Annotated in this window: 16 protein-coding genes; 9 read left to right on the top strand and 7 right to left on the bottom strand. The window is 68.0% G+C overall.

Going from position 1 to position 17,925, the window contains the following annotated elements; genetic code table 11:
- Together VT50_RS38655 and VT50_RS26505 are read right to left on the bottom strand one after the other, a co-directional pair.
- A partial coding sequence (locus VT50_RS38655) for a TfuA-like protein (protein ID WP_107424896.1) occupies nt 1-1,124 on the bottom strand: 1,124 nt, incomplete at its 3' end.
- Entirely contained in the window at nt 1,121-2,284 is a 1,164-nt protein-coding gene (locus tag VT50_RS26505; RefSeq protein WP_046085362.1) for a YcaO-like family protein, read from the bottom strand. The genes VT50_RS38655 and VT50_RS26505, both read right to left, overlap by 4 nt.
- Before the next feature lie 1,758 nt (nt 2,285-4,042).
- Here VT50_RS26505 and VT50_RS39735 point away from each other — a divergent pair.
- Entirely contained in the window at nt 4,043-4,219 is a 177-nt protein-coding gene (locus VT50_RS39735; RefSeq protein ID WP_167396630.1) for a hypothetical protein, read from the top strand.
- A 43-nt stretch (nt 4,220-4,262) separates the two neighbouring features.
- On the opposite strand, the gene VT50_RS26515 is transcribed toward VT50_RS39735, so the two are convergent.
- Nucleotides 4,263-4,640, bottom strand: a complete 378-nt coding sequence (locus VT50_RS26515) for a MerR family transcriptional regulator (RefSeq protein WP_046085363.1) — start codon at nt 4,638-4,640, stop codon at nt 4,263-4,265.
- A gap of 36 nt (nt 4,641-4,676) precedes the next feature.
- On the bottom strand, nt 4,677-5,078 hold the full coding sequence (locus VT50_RS26520) for a helix-turn-helix transcriptional regulator (protein ID WP_046085364.1): 402 nt from the start codon (nt 5,076-5,078) through the stop codon (nt 4,677-4,679).
- A gap of 108 nt (nt 5,079-5,186) precedes the next feature.
- Between VT50_RS26520 and VT50_RS26525 the strand changes: the two genes are divergently transcribed.
- On the top strand, nt 5,187-5,645 hold the full coding sequence (locus VT50_RS26525) for an STAS domain-containing protein (RefSeq protein WP_053048488.1): 459 nt from the start codon (nt 5,187-5,189) through the stop codon (nt 5,643-5,645).
- On the opposite strand, the gene VT50_RS26530 is transcribed toward VT50_RS26525, so the two are convergent.
- On the bottom strand, nt 5,623-6,372 hold the full coding sequence (locus VT50_RS26530) for a Clp protease N-terminal domain-containing protein (protein WP_046085365.1): 750 nt from the start codon (nt 6,370-6,372) through the stop codon (nt 5,623-5,625). The two genes, VT50_RS26525 and VT50_RS26530, sit on opposite strands and share 23 nt — an antisense overlap.
- A gap of 55 nt (nt 6,373-6,427) precedes the next feature.
- The gene (locus tag VT50_RS26535) at nt 6,428-6,700 is read right to left on the bottom strand and encodes a hypothetical protein (RefSeq protein ID WP_046085366.1); all 273 of its coding nucleotides are present in this window, start codon (nt 6,698-6,700) and stop codon (nt 6,428-6,430) included.
- Nucleotides 6,701-7,067: 367 nt separating this feature from the next.
- Between VT50_RS26535 and VT50_RS26540 the strand changes: the two genes are divergently transcribed.
- Complete coding sequence (locus tag VT50_RS26540) at nt 7,068-8,303, top strand: glycoside hydrolase family 5 protein (RefSeq protein ID WP_046085367.1); 1,236 nt, start codon at nt 7,068-7,070, stop codon at nt 8,301-8,303.
- A 50-nt stretch (nt 8,304-8,353) separates the two neighbouring features.
- Nucleotides 8,354-9,667, top strand: a complete 1,314-nt coding sequence (locus tag VT50_RS26545; protein WP_240529319.1) for a glycoside hydrolase family 6 protein — start codon at nt 8,354-8,356, stop codon at nt 9,665-9,667.
- A 76-nt stretch (nt 9,668-9,743) separates the two neighbouring features.
- On the opposite strand, the gene VT50_RS26550 is transcribed toward VT50_RS26545, so the two are convergent.
- Nucleotides 9,744-10,790, bottom strand: coding sequence for a LacI family DNA-binding transcriptional regulator (locus VT50_RS26550; protein WP_046085368.1), 1,047 nt, complete (start codon nt 10,788-10,790; stop codon nt 9,744-9,746).
- 279 nt (nt 10,791-11,069) lie between these two features.
- On the opposite strand from VT50_RS26550, the gene VT50_RS26555 reads away from it, so the two are divergent.
- The 5 genes from VT50_RS26555 to qcrB all read left to right on the top strand — a co-directional run bounded on the left by VT50_RS26555 (nt 11,070) and on the right by qcrB (nt 17,755).
- Nucleotides 11,070-12,404 (top strand): ABC transporter substrate-binding protein, encoded by a 1,335-nt coding sequence (locus VT50_RS26555; protein WP_046085369.1) that lies wholly within the window; start codon nt 11,070-11,072, stop codon nt 12,402-12,404.
- Nucleotides 12,405-12,409: 5 nt separating this feature from the next.
- Nucleotides 12,410-13,426 carry a carbohydrate ABC transporter permease gene (locus tag VT50_RS26560; protein WP_046085370.1) on the top strand — a complete coding sequence of 339 codons (1,017 nt, stop codon included), beginning with the start codon at nt 12,410-12,412 and terminating at the stop codon, nt 13,424-13,426.
- Between the two features lie 17 nt (nt 13,427-13,443).
- Nucleotides 13,444-14,349, top strand: a complete 906-nt coding sequence (locus VT50_RS26565) for a carbohydrate ABC transporter permease (RefSeq protein WP_046085371.1) — start codon at nt 13,444-13,446, stop codon at nt 14,347-14,349.
- 103 nt (nt 14,350-14,452) lie between these two features.
- Nucleotides 14,453-15,883: a GH1 family beta-glucosidase gene (locus tag VT50_RS26570; protein ID WP_046085372.1), complete on the top strand. Its 1,431-nt coding sequence runs from the start codon at nt 14,453-14,455 to the stop codon at nt 15,881-15,883.
- A 180-nt stretch (nt 15,884-16,063) separates the two neighbouring features.
- Nucleotides 16,064-17,755: a cytochrome bc1 complex cytochrome b subunit gene (gene qcrB / locus VT50_RS26575; RefSeq protein WP_046085373.1), complete on the top strand. Its 1,692-nt coding sequence runs from the start codon at nt 16,064-16,066 to the stop codon at nt 17,753-17,755.
- Nucleotides 17,756-17,925 lie beyond the last annotated feature (170 nt).

Consider the following 17,925-nt stretch of genomic DNA (forward strand, 5'->3'; position numbering starts at 1 on the left):
GCTCCGGTGCTGTCGATTTGGGGATTGAGGAGGTGCGCGGCGTGTGCTTGGTTGGTGAGCCGGGGGTCGTCGGCGCCGCCGAGACGGATTGAGCGGACCAGCAGCCGTAGCATTTGCTCATCAGTTTGTGGCATCGCCGTCTCGGTCGGGGTGAGCCAGTAGCCGAGTTGGTGCGGCCGCAGCGTTTCCAGCGTCACTCCGCGGGCCCGGGCGGCTTCGATCGCGCGGGACTCTACGTGCCGTTGGTGTCCGGTGCTGTTGTCGTCAGTGCCCTGTTTGTCAGCGATCCAGGCCAGTACGAAGTGGCGCCAGCGGTTGGCGAAGCCGGGGTCGTACAGTTGCTGGTGCTGGAGTTCAGCGGTGAACGGTACCGGGTCGATCTCCGGGCTTCGGGGGCGGAAGCGCCATACCCAGTGGTGCAGCCGCGGTGTGAACCACGCCGCTTCCGCCAACGCGCTGGTGTCCGGTGGTGTCAGGCGCCCCTGGGCTGCGGCCGTGAGCGCCGTCAGTGCGTCGGTGTGTTTCAGTCCCGCGCTCTCGGAGAGTGGGCCGTCTGGCCCGGTCCACCAGGCCCTGGCCGCGGCCGAGAGGCAAGTCTCCTCCTGTGCTGCCTTCCTGAGTGCGCCCTTGCTCCGTTGCATGTAGTGGATCTGTCGTGCCAGGCGGAGCAGGCTGTCTGACTCGGAAGTGCTCAATGCCCCGGTCTGTACGGCCTCGTCGAGCTTTGCACGCACATCGACGAGAGCGACCGACAGTGGATGGCCGTCCGGGGTGTGTGCGACGCCAACCTCGTCGTCGGCATCGATCACACCGGAGCGGTACATCTCGAAGACACGGCCGATGCCGTGCATTCCGTACGGATGCAACTCCGCGGCACGCAGCGCGCCCATACTCGCCGCACCTGCGACGGTGACGCCCTGCGCGAGCAGCCACAGGATCTCCTTGTGCCGCACGGGAGGGACGGTGTGGAAGACGCCGTCGATGAGGAGGACGACGTCACCGGCGCGGTAGTCGAGGGCGAGCAAGTCGCCGTGCCGTACCGGAGGGTGGGAGCAGAAGTCGTCCGAGATCTCGGCGACTTCGCGGGCCGTGACGCTCGGTCCGTGGAAGACGTGGACAGTCATCGAACGCCGCCCTCTTTCGTCAACTGCCGTGATTCATGGTGATGTTCCTCGTGCAGCATCCCGGGGCAGACCACCCTCACCACGGCGAACTCCTCGCGCTCAGCTAGTACGACACGCATGGGCGCGCTTCCGGTCACCTCGTGGACCCGGCCGGCCAGCCAGTCGGCTTCGGCGACGTCCGTCTCGAAGGGGCGATCGGGATAGCCGGAGAGCACGTCGGCCCAGGCCACGGCTCGGTCGGGTAGCTCGGGGCGGGAGAAGTGCCCAGGACGGTACCTGGCAGAGGCGATGTCGTCGCGAGCGCCGGAAATCTGGGTGAGCCGCGACTGCGCGGCCTCAGTGATCGCGCGGGACAGAGCGACGGCCGGGTCGCCGTGCGCACCGGTACCGTGCATCACCGAGGACGCCAGGTCCTCATGCCAGAGGCGAGCGCTCATGCACGGCACATGAGTCCGGCCCGGGATGTCCTCAAGCTCCAGGAAACCGCCGGCGCTGGAGATCCGGGAGATCAGATCGGCGCAGTGCTCGTCGTCGACGGATGCCGGATCGATACACCGACGTTCCTGTACGGGCATCTCAGCTTCAACGGTGACACTGTCCCGTTCGATGACTTCGTACAGGGCATGCACCGTTGCTTCCGCGAGCGTGTTCCCCGAGGCCAGACCGTTGGAGGTGTTGGTGAGACCGGGAACCTGCCAGGAGTCCGGCATCTCCCCCAGGACCACAGCGCCACGGGGCACGGGCACCGTTTGGCCAGACGGGAGGAGCTGCGCGTCAATCCAGTCCAGCCGTGTGTGCTCACAGATAAGACTCCCCGCGGGCCACCTCAACTCGGTGACGTCGTAGGGCAGACGAAGACCGGACGCCGCGACACCGGAGAGTGTGGGAGGCGGAACCGCGTTCTCCGCATGCCACAGCTCAATGGCCTCCATAGCAGCGGAGAGACGCGCCAACAGCTTGCTGGCGCCCTTACCCTGGGACACCGACAGCGTGGTGGCCAGCGGCCGCACCGACATCACCACAGGGATACCGAGCGTATCCAGGCCCGTCACATCGGCAAGCCGCGTGATGCCGTACTCACCAAGGAGCGGCAGCAGTGCAGCCTCGGTCTCCTCCGGCACGCGAACCCGGTGAGTTCCGGTGAAGAACACCTTCTGCACGCATCGACCCCCTGCTCAATCATGTAATCCCGTATTGTCACACACACCCCAGCCCATTCACTCAGACAGATCTGACGGCTGGCGACTTGCTACACATAATTCCACAACTGGACAAAAACTCAGTCGGGTTTGTCACTTCAAGAATCGCCGAGACAGGCATTCGACCTCACAGGCCAATAGCCTCAATCCGACTTTTTACTCGCGGCAAGATAAAACCCTCACGGGCGTAGCGGCGACTGTGAGCCGCCGCCACGCCGTGCACGAAGGAACCCCAACAACGACGAAACCGCTATTCAGGGCGCGAGCGTGCTCCGGATAGAAGGGGCATCAGCGGTCGACTGGCGTGATTCCATTAACGCCATCGGCCGCGCTGTAGGGAGCGGGCTCGGCGTCGGTGAAGAGGTCGTCAAGCTCGGCGTTCTCAGCGGCGGTCAGATCGATCATCACTTATCTCCCGTTGCGTCTTGAGCGACTCGACATTCCGGGGAACGTGCTTGCATGCGCAAGACATCCCGGAGATGTTCTTGCCCGCAAAACCCTAGACGTAACCGTTGATGGGACGTCAAGCCCCTTGTAACTGAGTGCCATTGGGCGAACCAATGTCCAACGCGCACACACTTTATCCACAGCGTGTTTTGGGTTAAAGAAACGCTAGGGGTGGATTGATTGCTACTCTGGTCGAATACGGGCAAGAACGGCCACCGCTACGGGCGAAGAATCACGAGAGCGGGGGATGCCCTATTAGGAAGTTCTGTTGCGAAAAGACGGGTAATCGTGCGTGGTTCGTGCTCGCGTCGTGATGCCCCCAATGCGAACTTTAGTGGCAATATTGAGCGACTTGCACGTACTTCGAATGAGCCGTCATGACGTGCCGGTCCGTCCGCGTGTTACCCGGCCCCGGGGGCTGACTGCCCGACTCGGGGTTGAGCCCGCTTTCTGACTGGGACGTGACGTCCTAGTCGCGTCACTATCCGCTCAGCGTCTGATGCGTTACGTCACTGAGCTGTGATCGCACGCTCACCTAGCGTGATCCGCGTCACGGCGGCGCTGGCCCACGCTCCCGCCAGGACACACGGCCAGCGCCGCCCCTCGCAGATCCGCAGGGGAGCCCCGACGTGACGACCAAAATCCTGCCGTGGACACCACCGCCTGCTGTGGACGTTGAGGCGTTACCCGCAGGCAAATGGTGGGACGCTGTCCGTGAGGCCCAGGCCATCGGCGAACACGCCCTCGGCCTGCTCGGCGACGAGACCGGCGCAGTGATCCAGGACGAACACGGAAGCCTCTACTGGCTCGTCAAGGTGGGCTCCGCGACACGCTGGCACCTCCAACAGGTCAGGGTCCGCACCGAACTGACCGACGAGAGCACCTACCCCGGCGTACCGCCCGCCTCCTGGACGACCGGGCCCAAGGCCCACTGGCGCATGCCGCTCTCGGCCAACTGCTACCTGACCGACCCCTACAAGCTGTGGGGAGCACCAGCCGAGGCGGACCGCGCTGTGCTCGGCCCGGTCTCGCAGGGCCGTCAGACCTGCTACCGCTGCGAACTGCCCACCGACGAGCCGGTCATCGTCGGTGTCGAGCACGGGGGGGGAGCGGCGCCGGACGCACCGTCTACGCCTGCCCGACCCACGCCCGGGACTACCCGTCCGATGTCGTCGCCCAAGCCGCCGCCATGCGCCGCGCCCTCCATCACAGCAGGTCCCTATGACCACCACCCCCGAACACGGCCCCCTCACTGTTGGAGGAGCTGGCGGCATGACGACGACCTCCAACGACCCGACCGTGACCGGGACCGAGTGGCGCGCCGCCCTGGAACACGCCGCCAGCTGCCCGACCTGCCGCACCCCCGGCGCCGTCTGCCCGGAAGGCGAACAGCTGCTCCGCACCCATGAGGAAGCCGCCCGACAAGCACGGGCGGGGGAGGACGCGTGAGGCACCGCCGAAGGGAGACCGACCCGCCAGGGGCCGTGCCGGGTCAGGCGGTTTGCGGGAGGCAGTTCGCTTCGCCCTCGACCGTGCCGTTGGCCGCCTCGATGAGGACCTCGAGGTGGTCGCGGGTGGTGGCCAGGTTGGCCATCTGGGCGTTGATGCGGTCGCGTTCGGCGGTCAGGCGGGCGATGGTGGCCGGGGTGGCGACGCCGGTGTACGCGCAGGGGAGGAATTCGCGGATGGTCTTGCTCGACAGGCCCGCGGAGTAGAGGCACTGGATCCACAGGACGCGGTCGACCGCGGTGTCCGCGTAGTGGCGCTGGCCGCTGGGGCTGCGGTCCGAGGTGAGCAGGTGCTGTTCCTCGTAGTAGCGCAGCGCCCGTACGCTGACGCCGGTCTTGGCGGCGAGTTCGCCGATGCGCACCGTGACTCCTCCCGCCTCTGACGCCAGGGACGCGCTTCAGCGTAGTCGAGGAGCGTGGGAGTCGGAGGTCGGCCGGACGGGAGCCTCATCCGCCGCCGGGCTTCCGTCGTCGAGGAAGTCGTCGGCGTGTTTGCGCCGGTCCTCGTCCTCGAGGAGCAGCGAGAGGAGCGAGGCCACGGGGAGCCCGGCCTCGGCCGGGTGGCGCAGGACCTTCCCCGGCTCGATGCGGTACGTGTTCGTACGCCCCTCACGGGTGTGGGACAGATATCCGTCCTGCTCCAGGTCACCGATGATCTTTTGGACGGCGCGCTCGGTCAGTCTGCAGTGCGCGGCGATGTCACGGATCCGCACGTTCGGATCATCGGCGATCGTGGCCAGCACCCGGGCGTGGTTGGTCAGGAACGTCCATCCAGTGTGCGATTCAGGCACTCCTTCCATGGCCTCATGATATTGCCGAAACAATAGCGTATCTGGAAACATGAATTCGACTTCGTGTATAGCGAGTCGTGTGACGCCAGTGGGGCGGCCTCGAGGGGAGACAGACAGGTGCACGCACGAGACATCTCCCTGCCCGAGCGCGGGCGGCGCTCGCCGTACCGGCCCTTGATCGGCACGGCGCCGGGGCCATCGGCGGGCCCGGCGGGGCCGGGGCCCTCGTCCGTCTTCCTCACCGACAGCTACCCGGAGGGGGCCCGTAAGGTCGTCGTGGTCAACGGAGAGGTGGACTACGAGACCGCGCCCGTCATGTCCGCCGTCCTGGGCAACGCCCTCCGCGACTCCGCCGAGGGCGTTGACGTGGACCTGAGCGCGGTGCGGTTCTGGGACTGCTCGGCGCTCAACGCACTGCTGAGGCTCCGCCGGGAGGCGCTGGCACACGGCAAGACGGTCATCGTCCGCTCCCCCAGTCGCACGGTCAGGCGGGTACTCACCTTGACCGGCACCTCGCGGCTGTTCCGGCCCCCGGTCCTCGAGGGCCGCCCGGTCACGCCTCCATCTCGCCCTTGATGGCCTCGGCGATCCGGGTCAGCGTCTTGGTGACGGTGGCCACGGTGGTGGCCTTGTCGACCCCGAGGCCGGTCAACAGGCCCGCGCCGCCCTCGTGTTCGAGGAGGGCGAGGAGGATGTGCTCGGTGCCGATGTAGTTGTGGCCCAGCCGCAGGGCCTCGCGGAAGGTGAGCTCGAGGACCTTACGGGCGTCAGCGTCGTACGGGATGAGCTCGGGCACCTCCTCGGCGGCCGGGGGGAGGGCGTCGGCGGCCGCCTGGCGGACGGTGTCGATCGGGACGCCCTGGGCGAGGATCGCCTTCACGGCAAGGCCCTCCGGCTCGTGGAGCAGGCCCAGGGCCAGGTGCTCGGGGCGGATCTCGTCGTTGGAGGCCGCGCGGGCCTCGTTCGTCGCCGCCACCACGGCGTTCCGCGCCCGTGGGGTGAACCGGCCGAAACCCTGGCTGGGGTCGAGGTCCGACGGCTCGCCGGACGCCTTGGGGACGAAGCGCTTCTGGGCCGCCTGCCGCGTCACCCCCATGCTCTTGCCGATGTCGGTCCAGGAGGCGCCGGAGCGGCGGGCCTGGTCCACGAAGTGGCCGATGAGGTGGTCGGCCACGTCGCCCAGGTGCTCGGCGGCGATCACCGCGTCGGTGAGCTGGTCGAGGGCGTCGGGGTGGACCTTCTTGATGGCCTCGATCAGGTCGTCGAGGCGCACGGGATGGGTGAGTCCGACTGGTTTCGTCATGCGTCAACCATAGGTTGACACCCTCGGGAGCGTCAACGCTGGGTTGACAGTGAATCTAGCCCCGGCGCTCGCCGTACGGCCGGTTCGGGGGCCAGAACGATGTCCAGGTGAACTTGTCGCCACCCACCCACCGGACCACATCCGGATCGTCCAGATCGACGTCGCCCAGGCCGACCTCCCGTGCGATCCCGATGACATCCAGGACCGAGTGCGCCTTGCCCACCAGCTCACCGCCGATCTCGACCAGACGGAACGGGGGGTCGTTCTGCTGGACGCCGAGCACCACGATCGGAGGCTGGTGGATGCGCGGCGCCTGGGATTCGGTCATATGTCCCAGGCTGCGCCCCACACCCTCCCGCCGCACCTCGGAGGCACAAGGAGGGGGCGAGGCGCGGCGGGGTCCGGCGGACCCAGCCTGGCCCGCGGGGTCGTTCTCACCAGTCGTTCTCACCAGGAGGAGCGGTTCGATACCAGATACCAGATACCAGTGGGAGCGCTCCCAGAATTTATAGCAGCCCGCAGAAGTGTCAAGTCTTTGAACAACACCCGGTCACCGAAGGCCTCCCGCCGATGATTCATAAACGCGGGCTGTTGACATGCGCCCGTCGAGCGCTACCTTCACTTCAACCAGTGGGAGCGGTTCCATCAGCCCGCGCCGCAGTGAAAACGGCGCTCGGACCCCGAGGAGTCGCTCCATGCGAGCACCCCCACGCCTCTATGCCTTGGTGGCCGCCACGGTGTTATCCGTGGCGGGCACCGCCCTAGCGCCCACCGCCTCGGCGGCGAGCGCCCCGGCCACCACGGCCGCTTCGGCCGACGCATCGCCGACGCGGCCGTCACAGCCGTCACAGCCGTTCCGCGTCAACGCCGCACCGCCACCCAAGCTCCGCGCCTCCGGCAACAAGCTCGTCGACGAGAGCGGAGCCACCCGGCGGCTGCTGGGCGTCAACCGCTCCGGCGGTGAGTTCATGTGCGTCCAGGGACACGGGATCTTCGACGGCCCCGTGGACGACGCGGCCATCCAGGCCATCGCCGACTGGAAGGTCAACGCGGTCCGGATCCCGCTCAACGAGGAGTGCTGGCTGGGCCTTTCCCATATCGACACGGCCTACGGAGGGGCCAACTACATCGCGGCCGTCAAGGAACTCGTCGCCCGGCTGGAGGCCCATGGCATCACGCCCATCGTCGAACTCCACTGGTCCCACGGCCGGTACACCGGCGGGGACAGCCACTGCGCCGACACCGAGTACGCCACCTGCCAGAAGCCGATGCCGGACGCGCGGTACACCCCGGCCTTCTGGACCTCGGTCGCCCAGACCTTCAAGGGCGACGAGGCCGTGGTCTTCGACCTGTTCAACGAGCCGTTCCCGGACCGCGCCACCTCCGACCTCACGGCGGCGTGGACGTGCTGGCGCGACGGCGGGAGCTGCCCCGGGATCGACTTCCAGGTCGCCGGGATGCAGACCCTGCTGGACGCCGTACGGGCCACCGGCGCGAGGAACCTGGTGCTGATCCCGGGGGTCGCCTACTCGAACGATCTGCGCCAGTGGCTCACGTACAGGCCGGACGACCCGGCGGGCAATCTCGCCGCCGCCTGGCACGCGTACAACTTCAACGCCTGCGCCGACGAAGGCTGTTTCGACGAACAGCTGGCCCCGGTCATCGCCCAGGTCCCGTTCGTGGCGGGCGAGATCGGCGAGAACACCTGCTCCCACGGCTATGTCGACCGGGTCATGGCCTGGCTGGACGCCAAGGGCGCCTCGTATCTGGGGTGGACCTGGAACACCTGGGACTGTTCCTCGGGCCCGTCCCTGATCAGCGACTACAACGGCACGCCGACCAACTACGGCGTGGGACTCCGCGATCACCTGATCCGCAATGGCCTGATCCACGATCGCCCGATCCACGATCATCTGAAGGGAATGCGATGAGCCGCAGAATCCGAAGGGCGGGCACCCTGCTCGCCGCCTCCGCGCTGACCATGGGGGCGCTGACCGGCGTGGCGTCCGCCCAGGTGGACGGTGGCCGGGCCGCCGCCGCGAAGGTCGACAACCCGTACGCGGGCGCCAAGGTGTACGTGAACCCCGACTGGTCGGCCAAGGCCGCCGCCGAACCCGGCGGCAACAAGATCTCCGGCCAGCCGACCGGCATCTGGCTTGACCGGATCGCCGCGATCGACGGCACGGGCGGCGCGACGGGGCTGCGCGCCCACCTCGACGAGGCGCTGCGGCAGTCGAGCGGCAGCCCGACCGTCGTCCAGTTAGTGGTCTACGACCTGCCCGGCCGTGACTGCGCCGCGCTGGCGTCCAACGGCGAGCTGGGCCCGACCGAGATCGACACGTACAAGACGCGGTTCATCGACCCGATCGCGGCGATACTCTCCGAGCCGAAGTACGCCGACTCCCCGCTGCGGATCGTGACCACGATCGAGATCGACTCGCTGCCCAACCTGGTCACCAACACCGGCGGCAGCCCCACCGCGACCCCGCAGTGCGACACGATGAAGGCCAACGGCAACTACGTGAAGGGCGTCGGCTACGCCCTGAACAAGCTGGGCGCCATCGGCAACGTCTACAACTACGTGGACGCCGGCCACCACGGCTGGATCGGCTGGGACGACAACTTCAACCCCACCGCACAGGTGCTCAAGCAGGCGGCGACGGCCGAGGGCAGCACGGTCGACAAGGTGGCCGGGATCATCGTCAACACGGCCAACTACAGCGCGCTGAAGGAGGAGAACTTCACCGTCGACGACACGGTCAACGGCACCACCGTGCGCCAGTCGAAGTGGGTGGACTGGAACCGGTACGTGGACGAGCTCTCCTTCGCCCAGGCGTTCCGCCAGGAGCTGGTCAACGTCGGCTTCCCGAGCGACATCGGCGCGCTGATCGACACCTCCCGCAACGGCTGGGGCGGCTCGGCCCGGCCCAGCGGCCCCGGCGCGACGTCGGACGTGGACACGTACATCAACGACGGGCGCTACGACCGCCGGATCCACATCGGCAACTGGTGCAACCAGTCCGGCGCCGGGCTCGGTGAGCGGCCCAAGGCGGCACCCGCGGCCGGGATCGACGCGTACGTGTGGATGAAGCCCCCGGGCGAGTCGGACGGGGCGAGCTCCGAGCTCCCGAACGACGAGGGCAAGGGCTTCGACCGGATGTGCGACCCGACGTACACCGGCAATCCGCGCAACGGCAACAACCCGTCGGGGGCGCTGCCGAACGCTCCGCTGTCGGGCCACTGGTTCTCGGCCCAGTTCCAGGAGCTGCTGAAGAACGCCTACCCGGCGCTGTAATCGCACGACCCGGGGCCGGTGGACACCGTCCACCGGCCCCGTTCGTTGTGGCGGCGGTTCAGGGCCAGGGTCAGGGTCAGGAGGACTCTCTCCGTACCAGCTGCGTCGGCAGCACCAGCTGCGGGCGCTTGGCCGTGTGGTCCGAGCGCCCCCCGATCTCCTCCAGCAGCACCCGCACCATCGCCCGGCCCATCTCCTCAGTGGCCTGCCGGACACTCGTGAGCGGAGGGTCCATATGGCGGGCGACGGCCGAGTCCTCGAAGCCGACCAGCGCCACGTCGTCCGGCACGCCGCGCCCGTTCTCGCGCAGCACCTGGCGGGCGCCCGCGGCCATCACGTCCGAGGCGGCGAAGACCCCGTCCAGGTCCGGGCGCTGGCTCAGCAGCTGCCACATCGCCCGGCGGCCGCCCTCCTCGGTGAAGTCCGCGGACACCACCAGCTCCTCCTCCACCTCCCGGCCCGCCGCCCGGACCGCGGCGCCGTAGCCCTCCAGGCGGCACTGCGCGACATACATGTCCAGTGGGCCGGTGATGGTGGCGACCCTCTCGCGGCCACGGCCGATGAGGTGTTCCACGGCGGACTGGGCGCCGCCGGTGTTGTCCGAGTCCACGTACGGGACCGACTCGTGCGCCGAGCGGCGGCCGCTGAGCACCGCGGGCATCTCGATCCGCTCCAGCAGGTCCGGCAGCGGATCGTCGGCGTGGACGGAGACCAGCAGCACCCCGTCGACCCGGTGCGCGGAGAGGTATTCCGCGAGCCGCTGCCGTTCCTTGGGGGTGCGGATGAGGGTGAGCAGCAGCTGGAGATCGGTGTCGGCGAGCCCGGCGCCGACGCCGCGGATGATGTCGGAGAAGTACGGTTCGGCGAAGAGCCGGGTCTCGGGCTCGGGGATGACCAGCGCGACGGCGTCGGCGCGGTTGGCGGCGAGGGCGCGGGCCACCCGGTTCGGCACATAGCCGAGTTCGGCGACGGCCTGTTCGACGGCGGTGCGGGTGCGGTCGCTGACCCGGGGCGAACCGTTGATCACCCGGGACACGGTGCCGCGGCCGACTCCGGCGCGGGCCGCCACCTCCTCGAGGGTCGGCCGTCCCCGCCCAGCGCCATGCCGCCGCGTTCCTGCCATTTCGCGCCTCCAGCCGTCCATGCCCAGCAGCTCCAACCCCCACATGGGCGGCCGCGGAGACATTCAACAGCAGTGTGGTTTCGGGAAGTTGTTCCGCGCACTCCCTTGACACCCCAGCGGGGAGCCGCAACCCTTCAACACATCACAGCTGGGAGCGCTCCCACCGTACCTGAGCCATACACAACCCGCACGATGCCCACCCGACTCGATGCATCTCAAAGAGCCATGTATCACCACTTTTTGACCGGAAGCCGTTGGGCGGGGCGCTAGGAGGACGGAATGCGCAGGAACACTGGTAGTCACCGCAGCAGAGCCGTGGTCCTCGTGGCCGTCGCCGCCCTGGGGGCCGGGCTGCTCAGCGGATGCGCCGACGACGGCGACAGCGGAAGCGGCAAGTCCGGCGGTGGGGGCGACGACGGCGGCAAGACCAAAATCACCCTGGGGCTCTTCGGCACCATGGGCTTCCAGGAGGCCGGGCTCTACGACGAGTACATGAAGGACCACCCGGACATCAAGATCGAGCAGACGGTCATCGAGCGCAATGAGAACTACTACCCGCAACTGCTGAACCACCTCAGCACGGGCAGCGGTCTGGCCGATGTCCAGGGCATCGAGGTCGCCAATATCGCCGAGGTGGTGCAGACCCAGGCGGATAAGTTCGTTGACCTTTCGAAGACACCCGGGGTCAAGAAGTCGAATTGGCTCGACTGGAAATGGCAGCAGGGCCTGTCGAAGGACGGCAAGGCGATCGGCCTGGGCACCGACATCGGTCCCATGGCGATCTGCTACCGCAAGGACCTCTTCCAGAAGGCCGGGCTCCCCACCGACCGCGACAAGGTCGCCCAGCTGTGGGCCGGGGACTGGGACAAGTACGTGGACGCCGGCAAGAAGTACATGAAGAAGGCCCCGAAGAGCACGGCCTTCGTCGACTCGGCCGGCGGTGTCTTCAACGCGGTGATCGCGGGCAGCGCGGAGCGCTACTACGACAAGAGCGGCAAGGTCATCTACAAGGACAGCCCGGCCGTGAAGGATGCCTGGGACGTCGCGGCGAAGGCGGCCACCGGGAAGATGACCGCCAAGCTCCAGCAGTTCCAGAAGACCTGGGACCAGGGGTACGCCAACGGGCAGTTCGCCACCGTCTCCTGTCCGCCGTGGATGCTCGGCTACATCCAGTCCAAGGCCGGGGACAAGGCGAAGGACCAGTGGGACGTGGCCGCCGCGCCCAAGCCCGGCAACTGGGGCGGCACCTTCCTCGGGGTGCCGCAGGCGGGCCAGCACAAGGAGGAGGCGGCCAAGCTGGTCGCCTGGCTGACCGCCCCCGAGCAGCAGGCCAAGCTGTTCAAGGAGCGCGGAAGCTGGCCGAGCGCCCAGGCGTCGTACTCCCTGCCCGATGTGAAGGACGCCAAGCACCCCTACTTCGCGGGCGCGCCGATCGGCTCCATCTTCACCGAGGCCGCCAAGGGCATTCCGGTACAGGTGCTGGGGCCCAAGGACCAGATCATCAACCAGAACCTCGTGGACATCGGTCTGCTCCAGGTCGACCAGCAGGGCAAGTCCCCTGAGCAGGGCTGGAAGGCCGCGACCAAGACCATCGACAACGCGCTGGACCAGTGACCCGGATGTCCACCACGTCCGGCACTGCCGCGCCCCCCTCAGGGCAGGGGGGCGCGGCCCCGCGCGGCGCCGCCACGGTGACGCCCCCCGATCCCCGTGAGCAGCGGCGGCGTGCCTGGCGCGCCCGCCGCCACCGCTGGGACGTGCGCTGGAGCCCGTACGCCTTCGTCGCCCCCTTCTTCCTCTTCTTCGCCGCCTTCGGGCTCTTCCCGCTTCTCTACACCGGATGGGCCTCGCTGCACCGGGTGGAGCTGACCGATCCGACCCATATGGAGTGGGTCGGGATGCGCAACTTCTCCCGGCTGTGGGAGGACGAGTTCTTCTGGAACGCGCTCCAGAACACGTTCACCATCGGGGTCATCTCGACGGTGCCGCAGCTGCTGATGGCGCTCGGGCTCGCCCATCTGCTCAACTACCGGCTGCGCGGCTCGATGTTCTTCCGGGTCGCCGTCCTCACCCCGTACGCCACCTCGGTGGCCGCCGCGACGCTGGTGTTCGTGCTGCTCTTCGGGCGCGACTACGGGATGATCAACTGGGCGCTCGGCTCGGTCGGCATCGACAAGATCGACTGGCAGAACGGCTCCTGGTCCTCCCAGTTCGCCGTCTCCACGATCGTGATCTGGCGCTGGACCGGCTACAACGCGCTGATCTATCTGGCCGCCATGCAGGCGGTGCCGGAGGACCTGTACGAGTCGGCGGCGCTGGACGGGGCCTCGCGCTGGCAGCAGTTCCTTCATGTGACGATTCCCTCGCTGCGCCCCACCATCCTCTTCACCGTCGTGGTGTCCACGATCGGGGCGACCCAGCTCTTCGGTGAACCGCTGCTGTTCAACGGCAGCGCGGGCGCCACCGGCGGGGGCGACCACCAGTTCCAGACGCTGGGGCTGTATCTGTACGAACAGGGCTGGGTGAACCTCCACCTCGGCCGGGCCTCGGCCATCGCCTGGGCCATGTTCCTGATCCTGCTGCTGATCGCCGCGGTCAACTGGCTGCTCCGGCGACGGCTGCGGAAGAGCCAGTGAGGGAGACGAGGGACCACATGACCGCCACCGTTTCCTCCCCGCGGGCCTCCGCACCGTCCGCACCGCCCCCGGCCGGGCGAAAGGGCCGCAGCCGCGCGGGCCGGCAGCTGCACGGCGGGAAGATCACCTACGCCGTGCTGATCCTGTTCACCGTGGGCTCGCTCTTCCCGCTGGTGTGGACCGCCGTCGCCGCCTCCCGCACCAACACCCGGCTCGCCGAGACCCCGCCGCCCTTCTGGTTCGGCGGAAATCTCTTCCACAACCTCGATCTGGCGTGGAACGACGCCAATATGGGCGCGGCGCTGCTCAATACGGCCGTGGTGGCCGGGACCATCGCGGCCGGGACCGTGCTGTTCTCGACCATCGCGGGCTTCGCCTTCGCCAAGCTGCGCTTCCGCTTCAAGAACCTGCTGCTGATGCTCACCATCGGGACGATGATGGTGCCGCCCCAGCTCAGCGTCGTGCCGCTGTACATGATGGTGGCCAAGCTGGAGTGGACCGACCAGTTGCAGGCCGTCATCCTGCCCACGCTCGTCAGCGCCTTCGGGGTCTTCTTCATGCGGCAGTACCTCACCCAGGCGCTGCCGACCGAGCTGATCGAGGCCGCCCGGGTGGACGGCGCCAGCAGCCTGCGGATCATCTGGCACGTGGTCTTCCCGGCGGCGCGCCCGGCCATGGCCGTACTGGGGATGCTCACCTTCGTCCAGGCGTGGAACGACTTCTTCTGGCCGATCATCGCGCTCACCCAGACCGGCAATCCGACCGTCCAGGTGGCACTGAACGGCCTGGGCCGCGGCTATATCCCCGACCAGTCGGTGATCATGGCGGGAGCGCTGCTCGGCACGCTGCCGCTGCTGATCGCCTTCGTCCTGTTCGGCAAGCAGATCGTGGGGGGAATCATGCAGGGGGCGGTCAAGGGCTGAGCGGCCCGCACCCGGGCCCGCCGCTCCCCCGTTCCCCTCCCCTCCACCGTCTCTTGTCCCCCTCCTCTCCCGCCGCACCACGACCTCGATTGGGAGCGCTTCCATGACTCTTACCTTCCCGCCCGGATTCCTGTGGGGCGCGGCCTCGGCCGCCTATCAGGTCGAGGGCGCCGCCCAGGAGGACGGCCGCACCCCCTCCATCTGGGACACCTTCAGCCACACCCCAGGCAAGGTGCTCGCCGGTGACACCGGTGATGTGGCCGTGGACCACTACCACCGCTTCCGCGACGACGTCCGGCTGATGGCGGAGCTGAACCTGGGGGCGTACCGCTTCTCGGTGTCCTGGTCACGGGTGCAGCCGACCGGCCGGGGCCCGGCCGTACAGCGCGGGCTCGACTTCTACCGCTCGCTGGTGGACGAGCTGCTGGGCGCGGGCATCCAGCCGGTGGTCACCCTCTACCACTGGGACCTCCCCCAGGAGCTGGAGACCCGGTTCCCTAGCGGCTCCGCCGCGGGGGGCGGATGGCCGGAGCGCGAGACCGCCGAGCGGTTCGCCGAGTACGCGGGCATCGTGGCGGAGGCGCTGGGCGACCGCGTCGAGTTCTGGACCACCCTCAACGAGCCGTGGTGCAGCGCCTTCCTGGGCTATGGCTCGGGGGTGCACGCCCCGGGCCGCACCGAGCGGCTGGCCCCGCTGCGCGCCGCCCACCATCTGAACCTGGCTCATGGCCTCGGCTCCCAGGCACTGCGCGCCGCGCTCCCCGCCCGCGCTCAGCTCGCCATCAGCCTCAACCCGGCCGTGGTCCGGCCCTTCAGCGACAAGCCCGAGGACCTGGACGCGGCGCGGCGTATCGACGCGCTGGCCAATCGCGTCTTCACCGGGCCGCTGCTGCGCGGTGCGTACCCCAGCGACCTGATCGAGGACACCGCCTCGATCACCGACTGGTCGTTCGTCCGCGATGGCGATCTGGCCGTCATCAAGCACCCCCTGGACGCGCTGGGCATCAATTACTACACACCGTCATTGGTATCAGCCGCCACCGACAACGACGGCTCGCCCGACCGCCACGACGGCCACGGCGCCAGCGTCCACTCCCCGTGGCCGGGTTCGGAGCGGGTGGCGTTCCACCAGACCCCGGGCGAGCGCACCGAGATGGGCTGGACGATCGACCCGACCGGGCTGCACGACCTGCTGATGCGCTACAGCCGTGAGGCGCCGGGCGTGCCGCTGTACATCACCGAGAACGGCGCCGCGTTCGACGACAAGCCGGACGCGGAGGGCACGGTCCACGACCCGCGGCGGATCGACTACCTCCGTGACCACCTGGCCGTGGCCCACCAGGCCATCGCGGACGGCGCCGATCTGCGCGGCTACTTCCTGTGGTCGCTGATGGACAATTTCGAATGGGCGTACGGCTACAGCAAGCGCTTCGGCGCCGTCTATGTGGACTATCCGACGCAGGCCCGGGTACCGAAGTCCAGTGCCCGCTGGTACGCCCGGCTGGCCCGCACCGGAGAGCTTCCGGCGGCCTGACCGGGCCAGGCGTCCGCGGCGCCGCCCGCTGGGGGGCGGGCGGCGCCGGGGACGGCGGTGGAGGTGCGCACCCGGGCGCAAGCCGGTCGTGGCGTTCGTCCTTCATTGGGGTTACGCCCTGATCCACCCGGCGGAAGGACGCCGTCATCCGGGGAGAATGCCTGGTAAACCCATTGAGACATGAGAGCATTTCCGGAGCGCCGGCAGAGGTTCCGCGATGAGCCATCCGGTCGGCGCGCGCCCACCGGAAAAGGCGAGGCCCTCGCCGGCTGGTTCGACGGCCGGGTGGGCCTGTTCAAGATGGCGAAGGCCAATCTGCGCAAGGTCTTCCCCGACCACTGGTCGTTCCTGATCGGCGAGATCGCCCTCTATACGTTCGTCATCATCATTCTGACCGGGGTCTATCTGACCCTGTTCTTCAAACCGGCGATGAACGAGGTGGTCTACGACGGCCGGTGGACACCCCTGAGCGGCATCCGCATGTCACAGGCGTACGAGTCCACGCTGCACATCAGCTTCGATGTGCGCGGCGGACTGCTGATGCGACAGGTCCACCACTGGGCGGCCATCGTCTTCATCGCCAGCATGCTCGTCCATATGATGCGGACGTTCTTCAACGGCGTCTACCGCAAACCGCGCGAGATCAACTGGCTGTCCGGCGCCGGTCTGCTGATTCTGGGGATGTTCGACGGCTTCATGGGTTATTCGCTGCCCGACGACCTGCTGTCCGGCACCGGTCTGCGCTTCATGGAGGGCGCGATCCTTTCGGTCCCGATCGTCGGCACCTATGTGTCGTTCTTCTTCTTCGACGGCCAATTCCCGGGAACGGCGATCGTGCCACGGCTGTTCACGGTGCATGTGCTGCTGATTCCCGGCATCATGCTCGGGCTGCTGGCGCTCCATATGATTCTTCTCGTCTACCACAAGCACACCCATCAGCCGGGGCCCGGAAAGAAGAACACGAATATCGTGGGTCCGCCCCTCTGGCCGGTCTATGTGGCCAAGTCCGGCGGATTCTTCTTCCTGGTCTTCGGCATCACCACCCTGATGTCGGCCATCGCCCAGATCAATCCGGTGTGGTCCTACGGCCCCTACCGGCCCGACCAGGTGTCCACCGACGCCCAGCCCGACTGGTACATGGGCTATTCCGAAGGGCTGATCCGGCTGATGCCGGGCTGGGAGATCAACCTCTGGGGCCACACCCTGGTGTTGGGGGTGCTGATCCCGTTCCTGGTCTTTCCCACGGTACTGCTGATCATCTGGCTCTATCCGTTCCTGGAGGCATGGATCACCGGTGACAGGCGCGAACACCATCTCAATGAGCGCCCGCGCAACGCCCCGACCCGCACCGCCTTCGGCGCCGCCTGGATCGGCCTCTACGCGGTGCTGCTGGCGGGTGGTGGCAATGACCTCATCGCCACCCACTTCCAGCTGTCGATCAACGCGATCACCTGGGCGTGCCGGATCGGCTTCTTCGTGGTGCCGGTCGTGGTCTTCGTGATCACCAAGCGGATCTGTCTCGGCCTCCAGCACAGGGACCGGCAGAAACTGCTGCACGGCCGCGAGAGCGGCATCATCCAGCGGCTGCCGCACGGCGAGTACACGGAGGTGCACGAACCGCTCTCGCCCGGGGAGAAGTACACGCTGACCGCGTACGAGCAGTATCTGCCGCTGGAGCTGCCGCCGTCGGTCGACGAGGCCGGGGTCGCCCGGAAGCCCTCCTTCAAGGAGCGGCTGCGGGTCTCGCTGTCCCGGAGCTACTTCGGCCGCGACGGCCAGGTCGCCAAGCCCACGAAGGAGCAGGTGGCGGAGCACGAGGGGCACGGGGAGCGCGAGGAAGAGGTGCGGGCGGAGGAGCCGCAGCGGCCCTAGTGAGCTGGTCCGGAGATGCGTGAGCAGTAGCGGCAGATTCGGTCGATGATCTGGTCGGCGGTCTTGGTCCACTTGAACGGCTTGGCGTTGCTGTTCCAGACCTTGATCCAGTCCTCGAGGGCGGTCTTGAGGTCGTCGAGGGAGCAGAAGACGCCACGTTCCAGGCAGCG

This window comes from Streptomyces antioxidans (assembly GCF_000968685.2).
Classification (GTDB): Bacteria; Actinomycetota; Actinomycetes; order Streptomycetales; family Streptomycetaceae; genus Streptomyces; species Streptomyces antioxidans.

What these genes read in the sequence shown, in the direction of transcription:
- VT50_RS39735 (WP_167396630.1), top strand. Translation starts at nt 4,043, where the DNA reads ATGACGACGACCTCCAACGACCCGACCGTGACCGGGACCGAGTGGCGC.
- VT50_RS26520 (WP_046085364.1), bottom strand. Translation starts at nt 5,078, where the DNA reads ATGGAAGGAGTGCCTGAATCGCACACTGGATGGACGTTCCTGACCAAC.
- VT50_RS26530 (WP_046085365.1), bottom strand. Translation starts at nt 6,372, where the DNA reads ATGACGAAACCAGTCGGACTCACCCATCCCGTGCGCCTCGACGACCTG.
- VT50_RS26535 (WP_046085366.1), bottom strand. Translation starts at nt 6,700, where the DNA reads ATGACCGAATCCCAGGCGCCGCGCATCCACCAGCCTCCGATCGTGGTG.
- VT50_RS26540 (WP_046085367.1), top strand. Translation starts at nt 7,068, where the DNA reads ATGCGAGCACCCCCACGCCTCTATGCCTTGGTGGCCGCCACGGTGTTA.
- VT50_RS26545 (WP_240529319.1), top strand. Translation starts at nt 8,354, where the DNA reads ATGGGGGCGCTGACCGGCGTGGCGTCCGCCCAGGTGGACGGTGGCCGG.
- VT50_RS26550 (WP_046085368.1), bottom strand. Translation starts at nt 10,790, where the DNA reads ATGGCAGGAACGCGGCGGCATGGCGCTGGGCGGGGACGGCCGACCCTC.
- VT50_RS26555 (WP_046085369.1), top strand. Translation starts at nt 11,070, where the DNA reads ATGCGCAGGAACACTGGTAGTCACCGCAGCAGAGCCGTGGTCCTCGTG.
- VT50_RS26560 (WP_046085370.1), top strand. Translation starts at nt 12,410, where the DNA reads ATGTCCACCACGTCCGGCACTGCCGCGCCCCCCTCAGGGCAGGGGGGC.
- VT50_RS26565 (WP_046085371.1), top strand. Translation starts at nt 13,444, where the DNA reads ATGACCGCCACCGTTTCCTCCCCGCGGGCCTCCGCACCGTCCGCACCG.
- VT50_RS26570 (WP_046085372.1), top strand. Translation starts at nt 14,453, where the DNA reads ATGACTCTTACCTTCCCGCCCGGATTCCTGTGGGGCGCGGCCTCGGCC.
- qcrB (WP_046085373.1), top strand. Translation starts at nt 16,064, where the DNA reads ATGAGAGCATTTCCGGAGCGCCGGCAGAGGTTCCGCGATGAGCCATCC.